Here is a 25,296-nt window from a genome sequence, read left to right as displayed (position 1 = left end):
TAACAAATGTTTGGTAGGAAGGTGGCGGAGTCGCTGATGCCTGTCTCGCTCGCCTACGCGGAAAGCTCGCCGATGTCGCCGACGGGCAAGGCGATCGCCGTCGTCGACATCGACTACGCCCCGGTCAACGCCCTTCCCGTGCAGGGCTGGTACGACCTCGCCGATACCCTGCGCGCGGCGGGCCGCGACCCCGACGTGCGCTGCGTCGTGCTCACCGCGTCCGGCCGCGGCTTCAACGCGGGCGTCGACATCAAGGAGATGCAGCGCGACAGCGGCCACGCGGCGCTGATCGGTGCCAACCGGGGGTGCGCGGAGGCATTCGCCGCGGTCTACGAGTGTGAGGTGCCCGTCGTCGCCGCCGTACAGGGCTTCTGTCTCGGCGGCGGGATCGGGCTCGTCGGGAACGCCGACGCGATCGTGGCGAGCGACGACGCCACGTTCGGCCTGCCCGAGCTGGACCGGGGTGCGCTCGGAGCCGCCACGCACCTGGCCCGGCTGGTCCCGCAGCACCTGATGCGCGCCCTCTACTACACCTCGCGCACCGTGACCGCCGCCGAGCTGCATGCGCACGGCTCGGTCTGGAAGGTCGTACCGCGCGAACAACTGCGCGCTTGCGCACTGGAGTTGGCGAGCGAGATCGCCCGCAAGGACGGCTACTTGCTGCGTCTCGCCAAGGCGGCCCTCAACGGCATCGACCCCGTCGACGTCCGCCGCAGCTACCGCTACGAGCAGGGCTTCACCTTCGAGGCGAACCTCAGCGGGGTCGCTGACCGGGTCCGCTCCACCTTCGGTACGGCCGCACGTCAGGAGGCGAAGTGAGCACGGGAACGACCGACAGGACCGCCAGGACCGACAAAGTACTGACCGCCGACGAGGTGGCCGCCCGGCTGCGCAGCGGCATGACGATCGGCGTCGGCGGCTGGGGATCGCGCCGCAAGCCCATGGCGCTGGTGCGGGCGCTGCTGCGCAGTGATCTCACCGACCTGACCGTCGTCTCCTACGGTGGCCCGGACGTGGGCCTGCTGGCCGCCGCCGGGAAGATCCGCAAGGTGGTGGCGCCTTTCGCCACCCTCGACACGATCCCCCTGGAGCCGCACTTCCGCGCCGCGCGCGAACAGGGCCGCATCGAGCTGATGGAGGTCGACGAGGCCATGTTCATGTGGGGGCTGCGGGCCGCCGCGAACCGGCTGCCGTTCCTGCCCGTGCGGGCCGGCCTCGGCTCGGACGTCATGCGCGTCAACCCCGGTCTGCGGACGGTCACTTCACCGTACGAGGACGGGGAGACGTTCGTGGCGATGCCCGCGCTGCGCCTCGACGCGGCGCTCGTCCACATGAACCGCGCGGACCGGTCGGGCAACGGCCAGTACCTGGGCCCCGACCCGTACTTCGACGACCTGTTCTGCGAGGCGGCCGAGGAGGCGTACGTCTCCTGCGAACGGATCGTGGACGGTGCCGAACTCGCCAAGGGCGGCCCCGCGCAGTCGCTGCTGATCAAACGGCACCGGGTCACCGGCGTCGTCGAGACACCGGACGGCGCGCACTTCACGTCCTGCGCGCCCGACTACGGACGCGACGAGGCGTTCCAGAAGCTGTACGCGACCACCCCGTTCGCGGAGCTGCGGGCGCGGTTCCTCGACGGGGACGAGCAGGCGTACCAGGCCGCGGTCGGGGCCTGGCGGCAGGAGCAGGAAGGCGGGGCCACCCAGTGAAAGACATGCCCGACTTGCCCAGCGCGAACGGCACGACGGACGGCGCCGCGGCCGGCGCCGTGACCCGCGCCGAGTACTGCGTGATCGCCTGCGCGGAGGCCTGGCGCGGCAGCGGCGAGACGCTCGCCAGCCCCATGGGCCTGATCCCCGGCATCGGGGCGCGGCTCGCCCGCCGCACGTTCGCGCCCGGGCTGCTGATGACGGACGGCGAGGCCATGCTGATCGGCCCCGACGGGGAGCGTGAGGGCTGGCTGCCGTACCGCCAGCACCTGGAGTTCGTCACGCGCGGCGGCCGGCACGTGATGATGGGCGCGAGCCAGCTCGACCGGTTCGGCAACCAGAACATCTCCTGCATCGGCGACTGGCACCGGCCGGCCCGCCAGCTCCTCGGGGTGCGGGGCGCGCCGGTCAACACCCTCAACAACCCGACGAGTTACTGGGTGCCCAAGCACTCCCGACGGGTCTTCGTGGACAAGGTCGACATGGTGAGCGGCGTCGGCTACGACAGCGCCGCCGCGGCCGGACCGTCCGCGACCCGCTTCCACCACCTGCCACGCGTCGTCACCAACCTCGCCGTGCTGGACTTCACCACACCGGACCACGCGATGCGCCTCGCCTCGCTGCACCCCGGGGTCACGGTCGACGAGGTGCGCGAGGCGACGGGCTTCGAGCTGCTGCTGCCCGACGACGTCCCGTACACGCGGGAGCCGAGCGGCGACGAACTCCACCTTATCCGCGAAGAGTTGGACCCCATGGGGCTGCGCCACCGTGAGGTGCCCGCGTGAGCGGTGGGACGGAGCCGGCGGGCCCGGTCTTCAAGACGGCGCTCACCGAACTCACCGGAGTACGGCACCCGATCGTGCAGACCGGCATGGGCTGGGTCGCCGGGCCCCGGCTCGTCTCGGCGTCCGCGAACGCCGGGGCCCTCGGTGTGCTCGCCTCCGCGACGATGACCACCGGCCAACTCCGGTCCGCCGTACGGGAAGTGAAGTCCCGCACGGATCAGCCCTTCGGGGTCAATCTGCGGGCCGACGCGGGAGACGCGCGCGACCGTGTACGGATCATCGTCGACGAAGGCGTGAAGGTGGCCTCGTTCGCGCTCGCCCCCTCCAAGGAGCTGATCGCCGAACTGAAGGACGCGGGCGTCGTCGTCATCCCCTCCATCGGGGCGCGACGGCACGCCGAGAAGGTCGCGGCGTGGGGTGCCGACGCGGTCGTCGTGCAGGGCGGTGAGGGTGGCGGCCACACCGGTGACGTGGCAACGACCGTGCTCCTGCCGCAAGTTGTCGACGCGGTCGACATCCCGGTGATCGCCGCGGGCGGCTTCCACGACGGCCGGGGTCTGGTCGCGGCGCTCGCCTACGGAGCCGCCGGGATCGCGATGGGCACCCGCTTCCTGCTCACCTCCGATTCGACCGTGCCCGATGCCGTGAAGGACCGCTATCTCGCCGCGGGCGTCAAGGACGTCACCGTCACCACGGCCGTCGACGGACTGCCGCACCGCATGCTGCGCAGCGAGCTCGTCGCCGGACTCGAACGCGCGGGCCGGCCCGCCGCGCTGGTACGGGCGGTGCGGCACGCCGCGGCGTTCCGTACGGTGTCCGGTCTCGGCTGGACCCGGATGGTCCGTGACGGCCTCGCGATGAAGCACGGCAAGGACCTGACCTGGAGCCAGGTGCTGCTCGCGGCCAACACACCGATGATGCTCAGGTCCGCGATGGTGGACGGTGATCCGCGCGGTGGTGTCATGGCCTCCGGGCAGGTGGCGGGCGTCATCGAGGACCTGCCGTCGTGCCGCGAACTGGTGGACCGGATCGTGGCCGAGGCGGGGGAGACGCTGGAGAGACTGCGGGCGGTGTGAAGCGGTTGGGGGGTGGCCCGCGGGCCACCCCCCGCCTCTACAGCCGCTCGATGATCGTCACGTTCGCCTGGCCCCCGCCCTCGCACATCGTTTGCAGGCCGAACCGGCCGCCGGTGCGCTCCAGTTCGTGCAGCAGCGTCGTCATCAGCTTCACCCCGGTCGCGCCGAGCGGGTGGCCGAGGGCGATGGCGCCGCCGTTGACGTTGACCCTGGCCGGGTCGGCGCCGGTCTCCTTCAGCCAGGAGAGGACCACAGGGGCGAACGCCTCGTTGATCTCCACCAGGTCGATGGCGTCGAGCGACATGCCCGTCTTCTTCAGCGCGTACGCCGTCGCGGGGATCGGCGCCGACAGCATCCGGATCGGGTCCTCGCCGCGCACGGAGAGGTGATGGACGCGGGCGCGGGGCGTCAACCCGTGTTCGCGCACGGCCCGTTCGGACGCGAGGAGCATCGCGGCCGCCCCGTCCGACACCTGTGAGGAGCAGGCGGCCGTGAGGGTGCCGCCCTCCACGACGGGGGCGAGCGTCGCCATCTTCTCCAGGGTCGTGTCCCGGCGCGGGCCCTCGTCGACGGTGACCTCGCCGTACGGAACCGTCTCGCGCGCGAAGCGGCCCTCGTCGATCGCGCGGATCGCCCGCTGGTGCGACCGGAGCGCCCACTCCTCCATGGCGCGGCGCGAGATGCCCCACTTGTCGGCGATCAGCTGGGCGCCGTGGAACTGGTTCACGGGCTGGGTGCCGTAGCGGGCCCGCCAGCCCTCGCTGCCCGCGTACGGGCCCTCCGTCAGTCCCAGCGGCTCGGCCGCCTGCCGGGAGGCGAACGCGATCGGGATCAGCGACATGTTCTGCGTGCCGCCCGCGACGACCAGGTCCTGCGTACCGGAGAGCACGCCCTGCGCCGCGAAGTGCACGGCCTGCTGCGAGGAACCGCACTGCCGGTCGATCGTGACGCCCGGCACCTCCTCGGGCAGCCCGGCCGCGAGCCAGGCGGTCCGCGCGATGTCCCCGGCCTGCGGGCCGACCGTGTCGAGGCAGCCGAAGACGACGTCCTCGACGGCGGCGGGGTCGACGCCGGTCCGGTCCATGAGCGCCTTGAGCACGTGTGCGCCCAGATCGGCGGGGTGCACGGCGGACAGGCCGCCCCTGCGCCGGCCCACCGGGGTGCGCACGGCGTCGACTATGTAGGCCTCGGGCATGGTCAACTCCTCATGTTCGTATGGTTGTTGTCGCGTACGGAGATGCCGTCGAGGACCATCGACAGGTACTGGTCCGCGATCCCGTCGGGCGCCTGCCGGCCGCCCGGCCGGTACCAGGACGCCGCCACCCACACGGTGTCGCGCAGAAAGCGGTAGGCGAGGCGCACGTCGAGGTCCGGGCGGAAGGCGCCCTCGGTGACGCCCCGCTCCAGCGTGGTGCGCCAGGCGTCCTCGAAGTTGCGCTGCGCGTCGGTGAGGAACGTGAAGCGGGACTGCGCGGCCAGCTGCCGGGCCTCCTTCTGGAAGACGGCGACCGCGGGGCCGTGCCGGTCGATCTCCCGGAACGACTCGGTGACCAGGGCGCGCAGCGTCTCGCGCGGACCGAGGGCGGCGTCGCCGAGGACCGCGTCGTAGCCGGTCCACAGCTCGTCGAGGAACGTCCGCAGGATCTCCTCCAGCATCGACTCCTTCGAGTCGAAGTGGTAGTAGAGGCTGCCCGCGAGCAGTCCCGCGCGCTCCGCGATGACACGGACGGTGGTGGCGCTGTAGCCCAGCTCGGCGAAGACTCCGGCCGCGACCGCGAGCAGTTCGGCGCGGCGCGCGGCCCGCTCAGGCATGCCGGTCGCTGACCGAGAGCACCTCGCCCGTCAGGTACGAGGAGTAGCCGCTGGCCAGGAACACGATCGCGTTCGCCACCTCCCAGGGCTCGGCGTACCGGCCGAACGCCTCGCGTGACGTCAGCTCCTCCAGGAGCTCGGGCGAGGTGACCTTCGCCAGGTGCGGATGCATGGCGAGGCTCGGCGAGACCGCGTTGACCCGGATGCCGTGCGGCGCCGCCTCCACGGACGCGCAGCGGGTCAGCGCCATCACCCCGGCCTTGGCAGCGGCGTAGTGCGCCTGCCCGGCCTGGGCCCGCCAGCCGAGCACGGAGGCGTTGTTGACGAGGACGCCGCCGCGGCCCGCCGCCTTCATGAGCCGCAGCGCAGTGCGGGTGCAGCGGAACGTGCCGGTCAGCGTCACGTCGATGACCTTCGCCCACTGCTCGTCGGTCATCTCGGTCAGCTCGGCGGTACCGCCCAGGCCCGCGTTGTTCACGACGATGTCCAGGCCCCCGTGGAGCTGCTCGGCCAGCGCGAACAGGGCCCGCACCTGCTCCTCGTCGGTGACGTCGCAGGGGGTTCCCGCCACGCGGTCGGCGCCGAACTCCTCGGCCAGGACCCCGACGGTCTCGGCCGTGCGCCGGGCATGCGCGTCTCCTACGACGATCCGCGCGCCCTCCTCCAGGAAGCGGCGGGCGGTGGCGCCACCGATGCCCGCGCCGGCCGCCGCGGTGATCACGGCGGTGCGCCCGGCGAGCAGCTGGTGGCCGGGCTCGTACGGCGGCGGCGTGCTCATGCCCGTACCTCCTTGGATGGCGGCGACGGCATCTCGACGGATGTCCGCCCCGGAGGTTAATCTACCAAACACTTGTTAGGGAAGAAGGGGGCGCGAGTCCGATGGACCTGACGATCGACGCCGAGGACGCGGCGTTCCAGGAGCGGGCGCGCGCCTGGCTCGCCGCGCACGTGCCGGACGAGCCGCTGTCCTCCCTGGAGACCGAGGAGGGCTTCGCCGCGCACCGGGAGTGGGAGCGCGAACTGGCCGCCGACCGCTGGTCCGTCGTCTCCTGGCCCGAGCGGTACGGCGGGCAGGGCGCGGGCCTCGTACGGTGGCTGCTGTTCGAGGAGGCGTACTACGCGGCCGGGGCGCCCGGCCGGGTCTCGCAGAACGGCATCAACCTCCTCGCGCCGACCCTGTTCGACTACGGCACCGAGGAGCAGCGCGGCCGAATCCTGCCGTCCATGGCGAGTGGGGGGACCGTCTGGGCGCAGGCCTGGTCCGAGCCGGAGTCCGGCTCCGACCTCGCCTCCCTGCGGTCGACTGCCAGGCAGGTAAACGGGGGTTGGCTGCTCAACGGGCAGAAGACGTGGTCGTCGCGGGCGGCCTTCGCGGACCGGGCCTTCGGGCTGTTCCGCAGCGATCCCTCCACCGCGAGGACCGACAAGCCGCACCGCGGACTCAGCTATCTGATGTTCGACCTGCGCGCGCCCGGCGTCACGGTCCGTCCCGTCCCGCGCCTCGACGGCAAGCCGGCCTTCGCGGAGCTCTTCCTCGACGACGTGTTCGTGCCCGACGCCGACGTCATCGGCGAGCCGGGTCAGGGCTGGCGCATCGCCATGTCCGCGACCGGCAGCGAGCGTGGCCTGACCCTGCGCTCGCCGGGCCGGTTCCTCGCGAGCGCACGCGAGTTGGCGCACCAGTGGCGGGCGGCGGGCGACCCGGCCGACACCGCGCTGCGGGACCGCGTCGCCGACGCCGTGATCGGCGCCCGCGCCTACGAACTGTTCACCTGGGCCCACGCCTCGCGCGCCCTCGACGGGCAGGACATCGGCGCCGAGTCCAGCCTGAACAAGGTGTTCTGGTCGGAGTACGACGTGAAACTGCACGAGACGGCGCTCGAACTCGACGGCGCCGAAGGCGAGTTGGCGGACGGGCGCTGGGCGGAAGGCTATGTCTTCTCCCTCGCGGGACCGATCTACGCGGGGACGAACGAGATACAGCGGGACATCATCGCCGAGCGGCTGCTCGGCCTGCCGAAGGGACGGCGCTGATGCGTTTCCTCCTCGACGCCGAGCAGCGGGAGTTCGGCCGCACCCTCGACGCGCTGCTCGGCGCGGCGGACGTCCCGGCGGTGGCCCGCGCCTGGGCGGCGGGCGACCCCGCGCCCGGCCGGGCGCTGTGGCGCCGCGTCGCCGACACCGGCCTGTTCGCCCTCGCCGTCCCCGAGGAGTTCGACGGCGTCGGTGAACACCCCGTCGAACTCGCGGTCGCCTTCGAGCAGTTGGGGCGCCACGCCGTACCCGGCCCGTACGCGGAATCCGTGGCGGCCGCGTCCGTGTGCGCGGGGCTCGCGCGGGAGGGCGCGGCCAAGGACGTCCTGGCCGGGCTGCTCGCCGGGGAGACCATGGCCACGCTCGGCATGCCGGAGGGCGGGCCGTACCTCCTGGACGCGGACGCGGCCGACGTGCTGCTCGTGGTAGAAGGCGGCGGCGACAGTGCCGCCGCCCCCTGGTCGCTGCGCAGCGCGCCCGGTCATGGAGAGGTCCGCCCCGGCCTCGACGCCGCCCGCCGCCACGCGGAGCCGCTGCCCGGCGGTGACGTGCTGGGCGACGCGGCCGGCGTACGGGAAGTCGCCCTGCACGCCGCCGCGCTCGCCCGGCTCGCCACCGCCGCGCAGGCCCTCGGAGTCGGCCGGGCCCTGCTCGACCGCACCGTCGCCCATGTGAAGCGGCGCACCCAGTTCGGGACCCCGATCGGTGCGTTCCAGGCGGTCAAGCACCGGCTCGCCGACACCCTCATCGCCGTCGAGTTCGCCCGCCCGCTGGTCTTCGGCGCGGCCCTGACGATGCGCCCCGATGATCTGGCCGCCGCAAAGGTGGCCGCGGGCGAGGCCGCGTACACGGCGGCCCGCGCCGCGCTCCAACTGCACGGTGCCATCGGCTACACCGCAGAGTTCGACCTGAGCCTGTGGCTCACGAAGGCGCGGGCGCTGCGCGGCGCGTGGGGCACGCCGCGTGAGTGCCGGGCGCAGGTGCTCGCCCGGCACTCGCCCGGCTAGCCGAGCAGTCGTACGGTGAAGGAGCGATCCGTCGGCAGGGACGCCGTACGCACCGTCGTCACACCGGACGTGGCGTCGAACGACCAGTCCGAGCCCGACAGAGCACGGCCGTTCACCGTCACGCGGTCCGGTGCCGCACCCCCGTGGACCGTGAAGGTGTACGCGCGCTTGTTCGCCTTGCCTTGGTAACTCCCCTTGCTGGCACCGACGTTGATAGTCGAACGATCGCGGCTCGTGTCGACCGTCACGCGCTGCGTCGCCGACGCGCCCTTCGTGAAGTCGCGGGTCACCCCGTCGTCCTCGTAGAGCGTGTACGCGCTGTGGCCGTGCTTCGAGGCGTAGACGTCCCAGCCCAGTTCGGCCTTGTCGCGGGTCTTCCAGGACGTCGTGCCCTTGGGCCACATCGGCACGATCGCACCCGACTTCACGAACAGCGGGAGCGTGTCGATCGGGGCGTGGTAGCCGTCGAGCGTCATCGGGCCCTTGTACTGCTTGCCTGTCCAGTAGTCCGTCCAGGTGCCCTTGGGCAGGTAGATGCCGTCGCGCGTGTCCGCGTCCTCGTAGACGGGGGCCACCAGGAAGTCGTCGCCCGCCAGGTACTCGTACTTGGCGTTCGCGCCAAGGGTGTTGGCGTCCTTCGGGTACTCCAGCCACAAGGGACGTACGCCGCCGACGCCCGTGTCCGACGCCTGCTTCGCCAGCGTGTACAGATACGGCAGCAGGCGCTCGCGCAGCTGCAGGTACTTGCGGTTGATGGACGTGTAGGGCTCGCCGTCCACCCACGGCTGCTGATTGATCTTCTCGCCGGTGGTGAGGTCCTTCGCCCAGCCGTCCATCGTCATGATGGCGGGCAGGAACGTCTTGGCCTGCAGATCGCGGGCGTACATCTTCGCGTCGTGCGAGTAGATCGAGCCGACGTCACCCGTGTTGTAGGCGATGCCGGACATCGTGGCGCCCGCGTACGTCGGGATCTGCCAGCGCACGAAGTCCCACGACAGTTTCTGGTCGCCGGACCACAGGACGGAACAGCGCTGGGCGCCCGCCCACGACACCGGCATCCATACGAAGCCGCGCGCGTCGCTGTTGTCCTCGATGCCGGCCTTCGCCTTGTCGCAGGCGTCCAGGGCCATGCCGTAGCCGTTGCCCACCCAGGCGACGTCCAGCTTGGCGACGCGCTGGCCCGCCTTGACCTGGTCGGCGAGCTTGTCGATGCCGTCCTGCGTCCACAGGCCCAGCTGGGCGCCGTGGTCCTGGAGGCCCTTGGCGGTCTCGGCGAGGTTCTCGTAGCCGCAGCCGTACCCGTCGTTGACGAGCATCCAGCCGAGCGGCAGCTGGTTGTCCACGTAGCCGTCGGCGACCTTCAGCGAGTCCAGGGTGTGGCGCTCGCCCTGGTTGGCGTTGTGCAGATAGCAGTCGGCGTCGCCCGGTTCGAGACCGTAGACCGGTGGCATGAAGGGCTTGCCGACCAGCGACGTGTACTTGCCGATGACCTGCTTGGCGTCACCGAGGAAGTAGTACGCGTCCAGGCGGCGCTCCTGCTGGCCCGTGTGGACCGAGGCGCCGAAGTCGTAGACGCCGGGCGCGAAGGTGTTCCGGTAGACGCCGTAGCCGGCCGAAGAGAGGTAGAACGGCTGGGAGTTGTTGTAGCCGCCCTCGTTCCAGTTCGTGTTGTTGGCGACGTAGACGGTCTTGTCCCGGTGGGAGAACGATCCGTTCTGTTCGCCGCCGCCGAAGAACTGCTCGTCCCCGGCACGCTCCAGGCTCTGCCGCATTCCGCCGGTGGACCAGCGCAGCGGCTTGTCCTCCTGCCAGACGCGCGTCTTGTTGTCGGCCTTGTAGAGGCCGAAGCGCAGCGGCTTCTTGTAGACGCGCAGGACCGCCTCCGACGAGCGGATGCCGTAGTAGGCGCCCGCGTCGAAGGATGTCGTGCGCCGGTCCACGGCGGGCTGTTCGCGGACGATCTGCGAACCGGCCGGGTCGGTGAAGGTGCCCGTCGGATCCGCCCGCAGACGCAGCCCGCCGCCCTTGAGGAAGTCGGCCTCGGCCTTCAGGTCACCCGCGCCGATGCTGTAGCTGCCGTGGCCGCCCTTGAAGGACGTGAGGTTCCCGGCGTCCGTGGTCGTCGGCAAGTAGGCCTTGCCGACGAAGGAGTTGTCGTGCACGTCGTAGGGCACGACGACCACGTGGTACGTGCCGTCGGCCTTCGGGATGACGGTCGCCTCGGGGTCGGCCGTGCCCGCGCTCGACGCGACCTGCTTGCCCGCGTCGTCATAGACGTACATGTCGAAGTCGTCGCTCGGCTGCTTCGCCCACTCGATCGAGACCGGTACGCCGCCCTCGGGGTTGTCGTCCCAATACCCGTCAGGGACCGACACCTTGAGATCGAAGCGGTCGCACGTCTTCCCGTCCGGGTCCTCGGCCACGGTCGGACACTTCTTCACGTCGTCGACCGTGCCGGCCGGATACGTGGGGCTCTGCCACGTGACGCTCCCGTGGTCGGCGTCGAGGGTGCCGCTGCCGGGCGTCGCCGCGCCCGCGTGCTGCGCGGGGACGGCCAGCAGGGCGGCGGCGAGGGCCGTCGTGGTCACGGCGGCCCAGCCGCGGGCTCTTCGGTGCGCTTGTCGTGGGTGCAGTTGTCGCATGTGGTGCGTCTCCGCTCAGAACGACCGTCTGTTGTTTACTTCTGCTTGAAACGTGGATTCCGCGTGCATGTTCACGCACGAAGATCCCGCGGATCGCAGGTTCATGTCAACGGTCGGGAGCGGAGCGGAACTCAGCGCGGCCGCGCCGCGTACGCCCAGAAGTCCCGCATGACCGGCGGCAGCGGTGACGGTCCTGTCAGGGCGAGTTGGGTCAGCAGGATCGTCACCGTTCCGGTGGAAGGAGTCAGGTGGGCCGCCGTGCCGGTGCCGCCCACCCAGCCGTAGCGGCCCGGCACGTTCCACGGGTCACGGCGCTCGACGTCCACCGAGCCGCCGAAGCCCCACCCCGCCCCTTGCGTGAACAGATCGCTCGCCACGCGCTGGGCCGGTGTCAGATGGTCCGTCGTCATCAGACGCACCGACGCGGCGGAGAGCACGGACCCGCCGCCGTCGAGCACCATGCGGGCGAACGCCCACCAGTCGTCCGCCGTGGAGACGAGCCCGCCCGCGCCGGAGGGGAACGCGGGCAGGCCGCTCCACTGGCCGTCCGGCGTGTCGACGCGCTCGGCGCCGCCGTCGGCCGTGGGCACGTAGGAACTGGTGAAGCGGGAGCGCTTGGCGGCCGGGACCTCGAAGGCGGTGTCGCGCATGCCCAGGGGCTCGAAGATCCGCTCGGCGAGGACGTCCGGCAGCGGGCGGCCGGTCACCCGTGAGATCAGCACGCCCTGGATGTCGGAGCACGTGTTGTAGAGCCACGCGTGGCCCGGCTGGTACAGCAGCGGGACGCGGCCGAGAGCGGCCAGCCAGGTGTCGGGCTCCGGCAGCCGCTGGGGCGCGTGCGGGTCCATCAGCGCGAACAGCGGCTGCACGGCGGGCAGCGAGAAATCGGCCGGGTAGCCCCAGCCGGCGCGGAACGTCAGCAGATCCTCCACCGTGATCGGGCGGACCGCCGGCACGACGTCCTCGACCGGGCCCGCCGGATCCCGCACGACGTTCGGCGCGGCCAGCTCGGGCAGCCAGTGCCCGATCGGCGCGTCGAGGGCGATACGGCCCTCGTCGACCAAGGTCAGCACGGCCGCCGCGACGAGCGGCTTGGTGAGGGAGGCGATGCGGAAGATCGAGTCCCGTGCGAGCGGCGTGGTGGCCTCGGCGTCGGAGTACCCGACCGTCGCCACCTCGACCCGGTCGCCGCGCGCCACCAGGCCCACGGCCCCCGGCACGGGCCCCTTCGTGACGTGCGGGGCCAGGACATCGGTCAAAGTGGTCTCGGTCATCGGGGTCACCCTTTCGGACAGACGACGGTGTATGTACGAGAAGGGTGACCGCCGAACCGCGCTCAACTCATCGGTTCGCCGTCCCACAGCGTGTCGTGCGAGCGGTGGGCGTCGGTCAGACCGTTCGTGAAGAAGCGCTCGTAGTACTCGCCCTCCACATGGTGCGCCTGCAGCCAGATCCCGGGCACGTGGATGGCGTCCGTGTGCGCGGGGAAGCGGCGGTGCGTGGTCAGGATGTACGTACAGATGTCGCGGGCGCAGTCGATGACGCGCTCGTCGTACTCGCTGGCCTCGGCGAGATAGCGCTGTCCGTAGTCCTCCTTGTAGATCCGGGTGAAGACGTCCTTGTCGCCGTACGTGCCACCCGCGCCGAACTTCGACGCGACGACCGAGTCGACCGCGTCCGCCATGGAGGCGTGCGCGGGCGGGCAGGCCGCCGCGATCAGCGGCTCACCGGTCGCCGGGTCGGTCAGGCCCACCGGCTGCGAACGAAGCGTGGCGTACTTGGGCAGCGGGACGTGCCAGCGCCACACATCGGCGAGGCGCCAGCGCGGCGTGACGAACGTGAAGCCGAGCATCCTGCCGTACGTCCTGCTGAACTTCGGGTCGCCCAGGGCGATCTGCGGATTCAGCGACGCGTGGATCCAGCCGCCGAGCCCCATCGCCTCCGCCGTCAGCATCACCGTCTGGAGGAGGAGATCCGCCTCGATCTGGGTGCGCATCGGGCCGAGCGCGCCGAGCGGCAGCTTCAGGTCCTTGTTCAGGAAACCGTTGTCGATCCACTTCTTCACGCCCGCCGGACGGTACAGATTACGGTCGTCGACCAGCGTCGGCCTGGCGCCGTCCGGCTGGGTGAGCAGATACATCAGGGCGTTGATGTACTGGTGCGAGAGGTCGACGACCGGGAACAGGACGGTCGTGCCCGGCACGTTGGACAGAAAGCGGTTCGAGTCCAGGTACGCCGGGAAGTCACGCAGTCCCTCGGCCACGTCGAGCCGGCGGTCGAGGATCTTGACCTTGGTCCGCCGGGCGCGCTCGATCAGGGTCTGCGCGTCGAACCGCTCCTGCGGGGCGGGCGGCAGCTTGCGCAGGAAGTACGTGCCCTGGTCGTTGATCAGGAAGAAGTGTGTACCCTGCGCGTTGTCGGGGCTGCCTGCCGTACGGCCCGTCATGGTCAGGTTGGGCTTGGCCATGATGGGCTTGCCGTTCCGCGGGTCCTCGAACGGGCGGTCCGGCATGGTCAGGCCCGTCGAGCCGGTGACGGCGATCAACACCGCCTCCTCCAGTTCGGTGAGCGGCTCCGCCTTGTGGGGCGACTGATAGCTCATCGACCCGGCCGGCACCGACGCACCCCGGGAGACCCGGTGGGTGCGCCGCCGCCAGACCGTCCGCAGGAACGAGCGGGCCAGCAGGTCGTCGAGGCCCCGGTTGCCCGACCCCCCGTCAACTGCCGTCATCGGAGCCTCCGTTGGAGATCGGCGACACCGGCCGCCACGGCGCGAACGCGCTCGCCTCGCGCGGCATCAGGCTCGCGAGCTCCGGGCAGTGCCGCTGTACGACGGCCTTCATGCCACCCTTCTCCACCCAGTCGATACCGAGCGGCGTGTAGACCTCGGGGCGGTAGTCGACGGTGAGGAACCGGTCGCTCTGCAGCCGGCGCGTCGCCATCAGGATGAAGACCCGGAACGCGGTGTCGGAGAAGCCGAAGCCGGTCGGCGGGTTCTCCGCGAACAGACCGACCACCGTGTCGATCTCGTCGACGTCGCGGTACACGTCCTTGAGGCGCGCCAGCGTCTCCGGCTCCCGCGTCAGGTCCTCGAAGCGTCGGATGCGCTCCTTGTGCAGACCCGCGCGGAAGTCGTTGTAGCGCGGCACACCACGCCTGCGGGTGCGCACCAGGTCGACCACCGACAGGTCGATGATCTCGCCGTCCCGGTGGAAGTTCTGCAGCGACTTCGGGTAGTTGTGCAGCGTGATCGCGCCCGGGTGCGCGATACCGAACGAGTACAGGGTGTTCGCCAGGCCCGTCTTGCGGATCTGGCTCTCGGCCGCCGCGCCCTGGATGTCCGTGAAGCCGACGGTCTCCAGGCGCTGCCCGAAGTGGTGCTCGCGCAGCTCGTAGTCGTCGGGGATCAGCGGGTGCATCCGGTAGACGGTGACGAAGTCCTCGGTCAGGGAGTACGGCGCCCCGTGGTGGTCGGGGAGCGTCTTGGGGATGCCGGTCAGCGAGTGCGACTCGAGCAGCCACAGGCCCAGCTGGTTCAGCCAGTTCCGCGGCGGCCCGTCCCAGTTGGTGTGCAGGCCGATGTCGATGGCCTTCGTCGCGAGGATCGCCGGGGTCCACTCCACCGTATGGATCTTCGCGATGAGCGCCGAGACGACGAGCCGGGCCGTGTGGTAGATCCGGTCCTCGCTCATCGACGGGTACTCGGCGCGCAGCGCGTCGCACACCGTGTTGTGCTCGCGGGCGAACAGCGTGTGCATGGCGCTGAGCCCCATCCACCAGTTGTCCTTGAACCCGGTGATCGGGATCCCGCTGCGGTCGATCGGGATGTGCCCGCCGTCGAGCAACAGCCGTGCCCCGCCCTCGGGTTCACGCATCTGCTTCGCCGTGGCCTCGTCGCCGCCGTACACCTCGGAGCCGTCCCACCAGTGCGAGGCGGTGTTGCCGAAGAGGATCGGCGGCTTGTCGCCGGGCACCTCGATACCGTCGTTGTCGGCGAACCGCATCAAGCTCTCCGCCGGCCCGCCGGGGGAGTTGATCCACGTCCCGCCCCCGGGCGGCAGCGGCACCTCGACCGTCTTGCCGCCCTCGCCGTGGCGCCGGTGGTTCACCCAGTCGTGCACCTGGAACTGGATCCAGGACGCCGCGAGGATGTTGAGGGACGTCGCGGGCACGAAGCTGTCCCGGGTGAGGAGCTGACGGCTGACCGTCACCGGGTTCGGCGTGTCGAACAGGTCCGGCCGGTACGCGGGCGCGAGATTGCGGCCGAACGCCGCGCCGACCGCGCCCATCTTCGGCGCCGACAGATCGTTGTAGGAGCCGTCGTACGAGCGCGAGGTGCGCAGCCGCTCGTCGACCGGGACCGGCACCTGCTCGGTCTTCGGCGGCGCCTCGGGCACGTCCGTGTCGATGAGGTTGAACCGGCGCAGCACCTTCCGCAGGAAGACCAGGTTGAGCAGGCTCGCCTCCAGCGGCAGCCGGTGCCACGGCACGACGCGGTTCAGGACGCGGAAGGCGTACGCGACCGGGACGTCGAGAACGCGGTTCCTGACCGGCTCCTCGGTGGTGAAGCGGGTGTCGAGCCGCTGCGCGCCGCTCGCCCGGTAGGCGGCCTTGCGGGCCCGGTTGATATTGCCCAGCGGCCTGAAGTCCTCCGTGGTGAACCACGGGTTGAACGCCAGCTCCTCGATCCGTCGCGCCGCCGAACCGGCCTCGGCCGTCGTGAGGTCCTGCAGCGGAATCGTCAGCCGGGCCACCACGATGGGCGGGGTGATCGCCTCCTGCCACTCCACGGAGGCGTCCTCGACGGGCGTGCGGCGCTCGTCGACGAAGCGCTGCACGCACAGGTCGAAGGCGAGGTCGTCGCGGGAGAGCCGGCGGGCGAGATCCTGGTGCAGGAAGTCCGGGTCGCTGCGGTCCGGGTGCGGCTCGGGGCCGCCACCGCCCGCGGCGGGCCGGAACAGGTAACGGACCGGTCCTGCCTCGGCCCACAGGATCGCGCTCCGGCTCCAGTACGTCTCACGGGCCAGGCTGTCCACGGTGTGCCGCGTCGCCGCCTGGACGTTGCGCCGCATCCGGTTCGCGGTGCCGAGACCCACGGCGAGCGGCAGCTTCACGAACAGTCCGAAGGCCTTCTCCAGCGGTGTACGGGCGCCGGCCATCGCCTTGGCGAAGGCCACGAACTCGCGGGCGTTGCGGGCGTGCGACACGGGGAAGCTCGTCGCCATCAGGTCGTGGCTCTCCTCGCCCGTGACCTGGACACGCACGGCGATGCCGTGCAGATCGGGCGCGCCGTCGCGGCCGCGCATCCCGCTGGCGTTGGAGAGCCGTACCGTCGCCGGATAGTCGGCGCCGGGCTGGGCGAAGCCGCTGCGCAGCGCGGCCGGAAGGTCGTCGGCGAAGCGCAGGCGGGCGTTCTCCACGCCGAGTGCGGCCTTCGCGTGGAAGGTCCGCTCGAAGGCAGGGGCGCCACTGGCCCGCCGGTTCGCGACCTGGACCTCCATGATCTCTCGGGCGAGGCGTTCGAACACGAGGCGCTCGGCCTCGGGACTGCCGCCTTCGTACCGCTCGTACTCTGCCGATTTGTACGGTGTGTAACGTTCGGTCTCGGCCATCGGTTGCCGTCCCTGTCGTGTGCTGTGCGTCGGGAGGTCGTACAGGGCATGTCGGTCGTACGGGGGTCTCGTGCGCGCAGGTCGTGTGCCGGAGGAGGCCAGCGACGCTATCGGCGCCGCGAGGCGCCCCGCAGCGACGGTTCCCGCCATGTCCGCCACTCTGGTACTGGCGCGAACTCCCGTACGCACAAGGGAGTTTGGGCTAGTCAGCGGCGGTCGTCTGATCGGCTGCCGCCACGGCGGCGTATCGTGCGCCGCCCGCCTCTCACCCGCCTCGTGCGACGGCGCCGCCGATGGCCGGTCAGCGACACCTTGACGGCATCCCGATCCGGTGGTGTGCTCTGCCACCCGCCCAGGGAGGTCCCATGCGGGACACGACCGAGCACGGCCCCACCTTCGCCGAACTGCGCCCCTTCAAGGAGCCGACGTACGTCGAGCCCGGCCGGCCGAACTTTCCCGTCTACCCCGACCTGCCGAGCCGTCTGCTGGACGACAGGGGGCACCCCGACCCGGACGGCGTTCTGCCGCACGTCTTCGCGACCCTGTCGGCGTACGCGTACGCCGGGTTCGACCAGCGCGGCGACGCACAGACCCTCGCCATGATGGCGACCCGGCTCGGCCTGGACGAGAACCGCTGCCGCCTCATCGAACAGCGCGTCGACGCCCTGTACATCGCCTCGGCCGCCTACCTCGTCCAGGACAAGGACCGGCGCGTCGCGATCCTCTGCTACCGCGGCACACAGCCCGAGGACATCATCAGCATCCTCACCGACGCCGACGTGCACCCCGACACACTCCGCGTCGACCTCGACGGCGTACGCCACCCCGTGCACGCGGGCTTCTACCGCAACATGCGCGCCACCCGCTATCTGGTCCTCGAAGCCCTCGGCCGGGCGGTGCGCGGCGAATCCGTCGACCCGCGCGAAGAGGGCACGCGGGGCGGCGGCCTCGAAGCGCTCTACATCACCGGCCACAGCCTCGGCGCGGCCATGGCCGCACTCATGGCGGTCACCCTCGTCCACGAACCGCGCTACGCGAGCATCGCCCGCTGTCTGCGCGCCGTCTACACCTTCGGCCAGCCCATGCTGGGCGGACCGGAGCTGGCCGGTGCCTGCGAACGGGCCACCGACGTGACCGGCGGCAACCTGTTGCGCGACCGGCTCCTGCGCTACATCCACGACCGCGACATCGTGCCCGCCCTGCCGCCGCGCCCCGTCGGCCCGTACGCGGCGTTCGGCCGCGAGTTCCATTACCGCAGGCCCCGCGAGGGCATGGACGCCATGTTCGCGGCGGCGGCCGACGCGGCGGCCGAGGCCGTCTCGTTCCCCGGCGACCTGCTCTCCGGGGTCAGCCCCGTGCACCGCCTGCGCCGGCTCGCCGCGACGCCGCGCCGGGCCCGCGAACACGGCTGGGTCGAACGCCGTGATCCGGCGCTGCCCTACGCCCAGATGGAGAGCCTCGCGGGGCTCGCCGTCGTCGCCCCGCTCGCCTTCTTCGCGGCGCGCCTCGCGCTGACCCGCTCGATCCCGTTCAAGTACTCCTTCGAGGACCACGGACCGGGCAACTATGTGAACGCGCTGGCGCCGCGGCGGGTGCTGAGCGAGTTCGGGGACGTGCGCTGAACGCGGCTCTCAGCCCCGGCACAGGTCCGCCGCGGAGAGTTCGGCCGGGGCGCCGGGGCGGAAGGCGATGACCGGGGTGTCCGGCACCCACTGGCCCCCGTCCAGGCGGACCGTGCGCACGGCCAGGGTGTGGGTGTCGCCCTCGCGGGCCACGAACACCTCGTTGTAACCGTTGTGCTCGTCGGTCTCACGGCTGCCGAGCGCGGGCGCCCCCGCGATGCGCGTCGTCCACTCCTGACGGCCGCCGAGCAGCCGCTCGGCGGCCAGGAACCCCAGGTGCGTATGGCCGTGCAGGACCAGCGAGGTCTCGGCGGCGGCCAGCGCCCGTTTCGCCTGCCCCGCGTTGACGACACCCGAGTACGGGGCGATCTCCACCGCAGGGACCGGCGAGAGCGGGTGATGCAGTGCGGCGAGCGTGGTGTAGCCCTGGTCCGGGGCGAGCCGGTCGAGCACGGCGCGCGAGACGACCCCGGGATCGATCCGCTCGAAGTCCAGTATCAGCGCCGCCAGTTCACTCTCCTCCAGCGTGTTGGCGAACTCGTCCTGGGCCGTCTCCAGCTTCTGCCGGTCCTCGTCGCGTGCCGCCTCGCCGCCCGACTCCGCCGAGCCGAGCAGCGCGATCCGCAGCCCCGCCTCCGGGTACTTCACGTACAGGCGGCGCCGGTCCTGCCGGGGCTCCTGGAGGTCGGGGTGCGGGAACCCGGCGAAGGTCCGCGCGAACCACTCGTGCCGCGCCGCGGGCCGCGGGTCGAGGGTCAGGTCCCACGACACGTCGTGGTTGCCGCCGACCAGGAGAACCCGCGGATCGTCCGCGCGCAGGTCCGGATGGTCCGCGAGCGCCTTGCCCGCCTTGCGCAGCCAGTTGAGCGCGAGGGTGCCGAACGTGGCGTGCGGCCGGTTCACCAGATCGCCCGTCACCACCAACAGGTGCGGTGCGCGGCGGAGTTCGCCGAGCTGTCGCAGATGCTCCAGGTAGCTGTCCATGGGGGACCCCGCGCCCGCGAGAGAGGCCAGTCTGCGGCCCGCCTCGGTGCCGTCCTTCGCGTCGACGTTGGAGCGCAGGTTGCCGCCGTGGTGCAGGTCGGACACGTGGTGGATGCGGAGCACCTCGGGCAGATGATGGGCGAGGACCGGGTCGGCGGCCGGGTCGGCGGCGCCGGTCCGCGCCTGCCAGGTCCGGTCATCGGGCTCGGCCACGCTCACCCCGGAGCGGCGCCAGCGATGAGCGCGCAGCCGTGCGCGGCCCGGCCCCGACATGCCGTTGTGGAACCACTGGTCGATGTAGGCGTGACGCTGCACGGCCTCGTCGCACGCCGCACGGTCGAGTGCTACGGGGTTCTCGCGCAGGGCTGGGTCCAACTCGGCGCAGTGCAGAGCCAGTTCGATGAGGAAGGGACTCTGCAGCCAGCCGGGGAAGGAGTCGCGGAGCAGCTCCACCACCCGGGGCGCCCACTCCGGGGCACGCCCGGCCATCCGGGCACACTCCTCGGGCGAGAGCACCGGCGGCCGAAGGACGTCCTTGGGGTGGTCGACGCCCAAGTACGGGCCGAGCAGCTCGTGTTCGGCCGGCGTCGCGAGGACCACGGGGACGATTCCCGCTTCCCGTACCTGTTCGAGGCCCGCCGCCAGTACGGCCGGATCGACGCCGGGCCCTGGCCCGCGCCCGCCGGTCGCGGAGAGCGCGGGCTCGTCGATGAACAGCACCGTGCCCGGGTCCGACGCGGGGGCCGCGCGCCGGCCGATGAGGCCGATGAGACAGCCGAGCCCCGCGCGGCGGACGGCGGCCCCGCCGGAGCGCAGATCGATCCGGCGCGCCCGGCCCGGGGCCTGCGCCCGCTCGGCCGCCTGCGCCAGCCAGCTCTTCCCGGCCCGCCGCGCCATCACGACCACCCAGGCCGTGCTGTTGGGCTGCTGGCCCTCCACCAGCGGGCGGGCCCACGCCGGGACCGTACCGTCGGCGAAGCGGATGTCGAGGTCGTGCCGGTAGGCCTGGCTGGGCCGGAAGTCGGTCATCGTCGTCAGTCCTGGATGCCTGGGGGACGGGGGAGACGGACAGGGGCGGGCGGGCGGATCACGGGGCGCCGGTCACGGCCGGGACTCCCCGTCGCGCAGGGAACTCTCGCTGTGGCCGATCCAGTCGAGGAACGGCCGGTCGGCCAGCCATTTGTTGTTGTGCCGGAGCAGGCCCACCTCGCGCAGATCGTTGCGCTGGGCGCGGGCCGCGTCCACCGGTACGCGGCCGGGGTCGGCGAGCAGCGCGGCCCGCCCGGCACGGCCGATCTCCTCCCAGCGGGCCCGGAAGTGGTGGTCCCACTCCACGATCAGCCGCTGCTCCACGAGGTCGGCCAGGGCCCCGTCGTCGGAGAGCGGACGGACCTCGTTGGCCTGCGCCGCCCGGACCACCGCGTCCCCGACGACCTGGAGGTAGAACGGCCAGGTGCCGACCAGGTCGAGGACGGCCTGGCCGGTCCTGTCGGGCGCGATGTTCACCCCGAGGTTCTCCGCCGTGCCGGTGAGGAACTTCAGCGCCGACTGGTCGTCCAGCGGGCCGAGCACCCGCGCGTTCACGTCGTTGCCGAAGCTGGACCCCGGTGCGGTCAGCGCCCAGCGCACCACCCGGTGCCAGTCCTTCTCGGTGCCCGTGTAGACGAACCAGGCCCCCGCCTGCCCCAGGTCGCGCAGCCACGAGACCACCCCGGGGTCGTAGTTGACGAGCCGTCCGATCTCGTCGAGCAGGAACGCCATCCGGTCGGAGCCCGAACGCCTGCCCACCTTGTTGATCAGGCGCTGGGCCGCGCCGGGCCCGGAGAGCCTGGGGTCCAGGAGGCGGGCCAGCGCGTCCGGGGTGTCGACCTGCCCGCCGGCCGGCAGCACCATGATGGGCCGGACGGCCGTCGCGCCGTCCGCGCGCAGCCGCCGCCACAGCTCCTCGAGCACCCACGTCTTGCCCGCCCTGCGCGGCCCGAGCAGTGCGACCGAGGCGCCGGTGGCATGCCGGTCCCGCAGCCAGGCCAGCTCCGCCTCCCGACCCACCGGCCTGCCCCTTCCCGTGCCCACGTGGAACTGGTCGGCCACCAGCGGCAGATCCTCGATACGGAACGGGCGCTGGCTGCCCTGGACCTCGGTGCCACGGCCGCGCGCCTCGGCCGCGTACCGGGCCAGGGCGTCGGTCTGCCCCTGCCGCGTCGTCGGTCCCGGCAGCGTCGCGATCTGCAGCAGCCGCCCGCTCTCCGCGCTCAACGCCCGCCCCGCGGGCTGCACTTCGGGGATCCGCCGCCGGGTGAGGCCCACGCCGGCGTACCAGTCGGGGTCCGGCAGGCGCAGCACCAGGAGCCGCTTGGTCAGCGAGACGAGCCGCCGGTTGTTCAGGATCTGGGAGCCGCCCGCGAGGACCGTGCAGACCCCGACCTGCGGCCCGCCGCGCAGCACGGCGTACAGGTCGTCCACGGCCCCGCCGCCGTCGGTCGAGCCCATGCTGGTCAAGAACTCCTCCCAGCCGTCGAGGAGTACGAGGAGGTAGTGCATCCGGCGCGGCCCCGCCACCGACTGCCGCTGCGCGCCGATGTCCGAGAAACCGCCGTGCGAGAGCAGCTCCTGGCGTCTGCGCACGGTGGCGGTGAGCATGCCGAGCAGCCGCACCATGTGGTCGGGCCGGCCGAGGTGCACGACGGCGCCGCAGTGCGGGAGTTCGGTCAGTGCCTGCAGCGCGCCGTCGCCGCAGTCGATGCCGTACACGTGGATGTCCGCCGCGCTGTGCTGGCGGGCCACCGCGGCGGCGAGCGTGCGCAGGAACTGCGAGCGGCCCGTGCGGGGCGCGCCCACGATCCGCAGGTTGCCGTCCCGCGCCAGGTCGAGGAGGGCCGGGCGCTGGGTCTGCTCCTCGGGCGCGTCCTCCAGGCCGAACGCGAGGGGTGCCAGGCCCCGGCCGCGCGAGGGCGGCCGGATGTCGGAGAGCGGCAGGACCTCTTTGAGGGGCGGCGGCAGGGGAGTGGGCGGTGCCGCCACGGCCAGCAGCGTGGTGGCCTCGCACACGGCGTCCACCAGGAGGGCGAGATCCGTCGTGCCGACCGAGTCCGGCTCGGCCCGCACGGTGAGCGGGGTCCGCGGCTGGGAACCGTAGGGCGTGATCTCGTGCACGCCGACCGTCTCGAGGCCGGCCGGCCGGTGCAGGCCGCCGACGCGGGCGGTCTGCACGAGCAGTGGGTCGGAGGTGCCGGTCCTGATCAGGGCGACGCCGGGCGAGGACGTGCTCAGCCGGGCGGCGTCCGGCGCGTCGATGACGTCCTGGCTCTCGGCCTCGTCCATGAGCCGCAGCGCGATCCGCAGATTGGTCAGGGCGCGGATCTCCGCGCTGACCACGCCCGAGGGGCGCTGCGTGGCGCAGACGAGGTGCACGCCGAGGGAGCGTCCGCGCCGGGCGATGTCGACCAGGCCCGACAGGAAGTCGGGTTCCTCGGCGGCGAGCGAGGCGAACTCGTCCATGACGATGACGAGCCGGGGCAGCGGCGGCAGCGCGGGGTCGGAGCCCTCCGGTTCCCGGGCGCGCAGGCTTGCGTACTCGCCGTATTCGCCGATGTCCTTCACGTGCGCTTCGAGGAGACGCCGCTCGCGGCGGCGCAGTTCGGCGCCGAGCCCGTCGAGGACGCGGTCGCCGAGGCCGGGCCCCACGTCGTTGACGACGGTCACGGTGTGCGGCAGCCGCACCAGGTCGCGGAAGGCCGCGCTGCCCTTGTGGTCGACGAGCATGAACGTCATCTCGTCCGGCCTGTTCGCCACGGCGAGCGAGGCGATCCAGGTGCACAGGAACTCCGTCTTGCCGGACCCGGTGGTGCCCGCGACCAGGGCGTGCGGCCCGTCCCTGAGCAGGTCGAGAGCGACCGGGGTGGGCGTGGAGCGCCCGATGAGCGCCTCGGTGCCGCGCGGCGACGCCTGCCAGCGGGCGGCGATCTCACGGGCGTCGGGCGTGCCGAGGCCGAGCAGGTCGAGGAGGCGGTGCGGCCGGGGACGCAGGTCGTCGGCGGCCGCGTCCCGCAGGGGCGCGACGGCCCGTGCCATACGGTCGAGCCAGTCGTCGGACACGGCGTCGGCGATCCCCGTGATGTCGGCGCCGCCACCCGTGGTCAGAGTGAAGGCCGTGACGCTCGGCGCTCCCGCCACGGCCCGCGGCGGAATCTGTTCGACCTCCACGACGGCCGCGCACTCCTGGGGCAGCGACCGCCTGTCCGGTGCCAGACAGATGGCGAACACCCCGGCGGCCGGGCCCTCGCGCAGCAGCTGCGACACACCGGGCAGCGAGGTGAGCGGGCGGGCGCCGTCGAGGACGAGCACCAGATGGCGGCGGGTGCCCGGCGCGTACGGCACCGGTCTGCTCTGCCGCTCGCGCAGGGTCGTGAGGGACTCGGAGACCTGCCGGAGGTGCCCGGTGCTGTCACAGCTGATGCGGGGCGGGCTCTCCCTGTCGTACGAGCGCAGGTGGGGCAGCCACCGAGCGAACCGCCAGTCGGCCGCGCCGGAGGACGTCGTCAGCACCCGCACCCCGACGTCGGCCGGGCTGTGCAACAGCCCGACCTGCGCGACCAGCCAGGCGGCGAGGCGGCGGGACACCTGGGCGGGACCCGCGATGCCCAGCACGCCGGTGGCGGGCAGGGCGAGCGGGATGGGGATGGAGTACGCCGACACGTCGGTGACCCCGAGCCGCAGGTGCAGATGGTCCTCGTCCGTGCCCCGGCGCTCCCACAGCCGGGCCGTCTCGCCGTAGGACCACGCCATGATGTCGTCGGGGCCGGGATCCCCGTGGGACGCATACGCCTTGACCTCTTCGCGCGCCCGTTTCGCGGCCCGGCGCTTCCTGAACCTGAGGGCGCCGGGGCGGCCCAGGATCCGCACCACGTCGTCCGGGAGCTCGGGGGGCAGCGCCCGCGGCGGCAGGCGGAACATCAGGGTGCCGTCGCCCCCCGGCGTCAGCAGATCCTGCGGCAGATCGGAGAAGTCCGGCCCCGTCGACGGTGGCGGCGCGGAGGGCCGGTCGAGCCACACCGTGCAGCCGTCCCGCAGCGGCGACTCGTCGAGCGACGCGTCGAGCGCCACCTCTCCCGCGTCGCGCAGCGAGAGGGACGACACCTCCGCGAGCCCGCACATCCGGCCAAGCGCCCTCGCGAGGGCCCGCCCCGGCGTGTCCCCGGCCGCCGTCACCACCACGTCCCGCTCCACGCCGTCCGGCGCGACCACCGTGAAGATCCGTCCCATGTCCTTCGCCCCCGTTCCGGACTCCGACTCAGCGTCCCGGCGGCGCCGCCGCCGGCCCGGGCACCACCGTCTGTTCTCTCAACTGCTGCTCGCTCGCCGCGAATTCGGTCAGCCAGTTCGCCGTCTCGCCCTCTACCTGGGCGTGCACGGCCGACACGAGCCCGGTGATCAGGTCCATCCGCAGCTCCAGATCCCGCGGTGTGATCCCGTCCGCGAGAGCTCCGGCGCGCAACTCCTCACGCGACCACGCGAGCCGGAACTCGCTCAGCTTCGTGCGCAGCGCCTGCGCCGCCGCCATGTCCCGCATCCACGCGGCGGAGAGCCCGAAGAAATGGTCGAAGCCCTTGCACCCGGCGGCCGCGGCGAGCAGCACGTAGCCCAGCGCCTGGGGCGGGCCTCCCTCCAGCGAACCCGCGAGGGGGACGGTGGTCCCCGCCACGGCCAGCAGGATCGTCAGGCCGCGGATGAAGCGGGAACCGAGCCGCTTGCGCCGGCGGTCGCTCAGATACCAGTCGACGGTGTCCTCGGCCTCCTGCTCGGCCCAGGCACGGATCGCCGTCAGGGCGTCGCGCCGCGCCTGCGGGGTGCCGCCCGCGACCGCGGGGAACGGCCGGCTCCGCAGATCGCGGCGCGGGCGCACGCGGCCGTCACCCGCTGTGTCACCGCTGATCCCCCGACGCAGCATCAACACCACCCGGCTATAGGCGAGTTCACTCACTGTGAGCGTAACCGGTCGGAGCGCCCTCTGTCG

General features: G+C 72.2%; 17 protein-coding genes. 7 read left to right on the top strand and 10 right to left on the bottom strand.

Annotated features, from left to right (window positions below; all coding sequences use genetic code 11):
* Positions 1-36: 36 nt before the first annotated feature.
* Genes ACIREE_RS13585 through ACIREE_RS13570 form a run of 4 tightly spaced genes read left to right on the top strand, consistent with a single transcriptional unit; the run spans position 37 to position 3,570 of the window.
* Positions 37-819, top strand: coding sequence for an enoyl-CoA hydratase family protein (locus ACIREE_RS13585; RefSeq protein ID WP_404150600.1), 783 nt, complete (start codon positions 37-39; stop codon positions 817-819).
* Positions 816-1,709 carry a CoA transferase subunit A gene (locus ACIREE_RS13580; RefSeq protein WP_404150598.1) on the top strand — a complete coding sequence of 298 codons (894 nt, stop codon included), beginning with the start codon at positions 816-818 and terminating at the stop codon, positions 1,707-1,709. Before ACIREE_RS13585 ends, ACIREE_RS13580 begins: the two co-directional genes overlap by 4 nt.
* Positions 1,710-1,714: 5 nt before the next feature.
* Positions 1,715-2,494 carry a CoA-transferase subunit beta gene (locus ACIREE_RS13575; protein WP_404150596.1) on the top strand — a complete coding sequence of 260 codons (780 nt, stop codon included), beginning with the start codon at positions 1,715-1,717 and terminating at the stop codon, positions 2,492-2,494.
* Positions 2,491-3,570, top strand: coding sequence for an NAD(P)H-dependent flavin oxidoreductase (locus ACIREE_RS13570; RefSeq protein WP_404150594.1), 1,080 nt, complete (start codon positions 2,491-2,493; stop codon positions 3,568-3,570). Before ACIREE_RS13575 ends, ACIREE_RS13570 begins: the two co-directional genes overlap by 4 nt.
* A 37-nt stretch (positions 3,571-3,607) precedes the next feature.
* Here ACIREE_RS13570 and ACIREE_RS13565 read toward each other — a convergent pair whose 3' ends face one another.
* The 3 genes from ACIREE_RS13565 to ACIREE_RS13555 are packed head-to-tail and all read right to left on the bottom strand — an operon-like array spanning position 3,608 to position 6,160.
* The gene (locus tag ACIREE_RS13565) at positions 3,608-4,765 is read right to left on the bottom strand and encodes an acetyl-CoA C-acetyltransferase (RefSeq protein ID WP_404150592.1); all 1,158 of its coding nucleotides are present in this window, start codon (positions 4,763-4,765) and stop codon (positions 3,608-3,610) included.
* A gap of 2 nt (positions 4,766-4,767) precedes the next feature.
* A complete protein-coding gene (locus tag ACIREE_RS13560; RefSeq protein WP_404150590.1) occupies positions 4,768-5,382 on the bottom strand; it encodes a TetR/AcrR family transcriptional regulator in 615 nt (204 codons plus the stop codon).
* On the bottom strand, positions 5,375-6,160 hold the full coding sequence (locus tag ACIREE_RS13555) for an SDR family oxidoreductase (RefSeq protein ID WP_404150588.1): 786 nt from the start codon (positions 6,158-6,160) through the stop codon (positions 5,375-5,377). Before ACIREE_RS13555 ends, ACIREE_RS13560 begins: the two co-directional genes overlap by 8 nt.
* A gap of 101 nt (positions 6,161-6,261) precedes the next feature.
* Between ACIREE_RS13555 and ACIREE_RS13550 the strand changes: the two genes are divergently transcribed.
* Both ACIREE_RS13550 and ACIREE_RS13545 read left to right on the top strand, forming a co-directional pair.
* The gene (locus tag ACIREE_RS13550) at positions 6,262-7,416 is read left to right on the top strand and encodes an acyl-CoA dehydrogenase family protein (protein WP_404150587.1); all 1,155 of its coding nucleotides are present in this window, start codon (positions 6,262-6,264) and stop codon (positions 7,414-7,416) included.
* Positions 7,416-8,423 (top strand): acyl-CoA dehydrogenase family protein, encoded by a 1,008-nt coding sequence (locus tag ACIREE_RS13545; protein ID WP_404150585.1) that lies wholly within the window; start codon positions 7,416-7,418, stop codon positions 8,421-8,423. The genes ACIREE_RS13550 and ACIREE_RS13545 overlap by 1 nt, the downstream gene beginning before the upstream one ends.
* On the opposite strand, the gene ACIREE_RS13540 is transcribed toward ACIREE_RS13545, so the two are convergent.
* From ACIREE_RS13540 to ACIREE_RS13525, 4 genes are all read right to left on the bottom strand, one after another.
* Entirely contained in the window at positions 8,420-11,065 is a 2,646-nt protein-coding gene (locus tag ACIREE_RS13540) for a TIM-barrel domain-containing protein (protein ID WP_404150583.1), read from the bottom strand. The two genes, ACIREE_RS13545 and ACIREE_RS13540, sit on opposite strands and share 4 nt — an antisense overlap.
* A gap of 131 nt (positions 11,066-11,196) precedes the next feature.
* Positions 11,197-12,339 carry a serine hydrolase domain-containing protein gene (locus ACIREE_RS13535; RefSeq protein ID WP_404150582.1) on the bottom strand — a complete coding sequence of 381 codons (1,143 nt, stop codon included), beginning with the start codon at positions 12,337-12,339 and terminating at the stop codon, positions 11,197-11,199.
* Between the two features lie 62 nt (positions 12,340-12,401).
* Positions 12,402-13,796: a hypothetical protein gene (locus ACIREE_RS13530; RefSeq protein WP_404150580.1), complete on the bottom strand. Its 1,395-nt coding sequence runs from the start codon at positions 13,794-13,796 to the stop codon at positions 12,402-12,404.
* The gene (locus ACIREE_RS13525; protein ID WP_404150578.1) at positions 13,783-16,677 is read right to left on the bottom strand and encodes a peroxidase family protein; all 2,895 of its coding nucleotides are present in this window, start codon (positions 16,675-16,677) and stop codon (positions 13,783-13,785) included. Before ACIREE_RS13525 ends, ACIREE_RS13530 begins: the two co-directional genes overlap by 14 nt.
* Before the next feature lie 365 nt (positions 16,678-17,042).
* On the opposite strand from ACIREE_RS13525, the gene ACIREE_RS13520 reads away from it, so the two are divergent.
* Positions 17,043-18,299 (top strand): hypothetical protein, encoded by a 1,257-nt coding sequence (locus ACIREE_RS13520; protein WP_404150576.1) that lies wholly within the window; start codon positions 17,043-17,045, stop codon positions 18,297-18,299.
* A 9-nt stretch (positions 18,300-18,308) separates the two neighbouring features.
* On the opposite strand, the gene ACIREE_RS13515 is transcribed toward ACIREE_RS13520, so the two are convergent.
* The 3 genes from ACIREE_RS13515 to ACIREE_RS13505 all read right to left on the bottom strand — a co-directional run bounded on the left by ACIREE_RS13515 (position 18,309) and on the right by ACIREE_RS13505 (position 25,230).
* Positions 18,309-20,312, bottom strand: coding sequence for a metallophosphoesterase family protein (locus tag ACIREE_RS13515; RefSeq protein ID WP_404150574.1), 2,004 nt, complete (start codon positions 20,310-20,312; stop codon positions 18,309-18,311).
* Between the two features lie 72 nt (positions 20,313-20,384).
* Entirely contained in the window at positions 20,385-24,545 is a 4,161-nt protein-coding gene (locus ACIREE_RS13510; protein ID WP_404150572.1) for an FtsK/SpoIIIE domain-containing protein, read from the bottom strand.
* A gap of 28 nt (positions 24,546-24,573) precedes the next feature.
* Entirely contained in the window at positions 24,574-25,230 is a 657-nt protein-coding gene (locus ACIREE_RS13505; protein WP_404150570.1) for an SLATT domain-containing protein, read from the bottom strand.
* Positions 25,231-25,296: the final 66 nt, after the last annotated feature.

Source organism: Streptomyces sp. NPDC102467, assembly GCF_044765445.1.
GTDB lineage: Bacteria > Actinomycetota > Actinomycetes > Streptomycetales > Streptomycetaceae > Streptomyces.
Note: the sequence above shows the minus strand (reverse complement) of the source record. Positions and strands in the feature narration are given on the sequence as shown.

Coding starts and splice junctions, on each gene's coding strand:
- ACIREE_RS13585 (WP_404150600.1), top strand. CDS start 37: ATGCCTGTCTCGCTCGCCTACGCGGAAAGCTCGCCGATGTCGCCGACG.
- ACIREE_RS13575 (WP_404150596.1), top strand. CDS start 1,715: ATGCCCGACTTGCCCAGCGCGAACGGCACGACGGACGGCGCCGCGGCC.
- ACIREE_RS13565 (WP_404150592.1), bottom strand. CDS start 4,765: ATGCCCGAGGCCTACATAGTCGACGCCGTGCGCACCCCGGTGGGCCGG.
- ACIREE_RS13560 (WP_404150590.1), bottom strand. CDS start 5,382: ATGCCTGAGCGGGCCGCGCGCCGCGCCGAACTGCTCGCGGTCGCGGCC.
- ACIREE_RS13555 (WP_404150588.1), bottom strand. CDS start 6,160: ATGAGCACGCCGCCGCCGTACGAGCCCGGCCACCAGCTGCTCGCCGGG.
- ACIREE_RS13550 (WP_404150587.1), top strand. CDS start 6,262: ATGGACCTGACGATCGACGCCGAGGACGCGGCGTTCCAGGAGCGGGCG.
- ACIREE_RS13545 (WP_404150585.1), top strand. CDS start 7,416: ATGCGTTTCCTCCTCGACGCCGAGCAGCGGGAGTTCGGCCGCACCCTC.
- ACIREE_RS13540 (WP_404150583.1), bottom strand. CDS start 11,065: ATGCGACAACTGCACCCACGACAAGCGCACCGAAGAGCCCGCGGCTGG.
- ACIREE_RS13535 (WP_404150582.1), bottom strand. CDS start 12,339: ATGACCGAGACCACTTTGACCGATGTCCTGGCCCCGCACGTCACGAAG.
- ACIREE_RS13530 (WP_404150580.1), bottom strand. CDS start 13,796: ATGACGGCAGTTGACGGGGGGTCGGGCAACCGGGGCCTCGACGACCTG.
- ACIREE_RS13525 (WP_404150578.1), bottom strand. CDS start 16,677: ATGGCCGAGACCGAACGTTACACACCGTACAAATCGGCAGAGTACGAG.
- ACIREE_RS13520 (WP_404150576.1), top strand. CDS start 17,043: ATGCGGGACACGACCGAGCACGGCCCCACCTTCGCCGAACTGCGCCCC.
- ACIREE_RS13515 (WP_404150574.1), bottom strand. CDS start 20,312: ATGACCGACTTCCGGCCCAGCCAGGCCTACCGGCACGACCTCGACATC.
- ACIREE_RS13510 (WP_404150572.1), bottom strand. CDS start 24,545: ATGGGACGGATCTTCACGGTGGTCGCGCCGGACGGCGTGGAGCGGGAC.
- ACIREE_RS13505 (WP_404150570.1), bottom strand. CDS start 25,230: ATGCTGCGTCGGGGGATCAGCGGTGACACAGCGGGTGACGGCCGCGTG.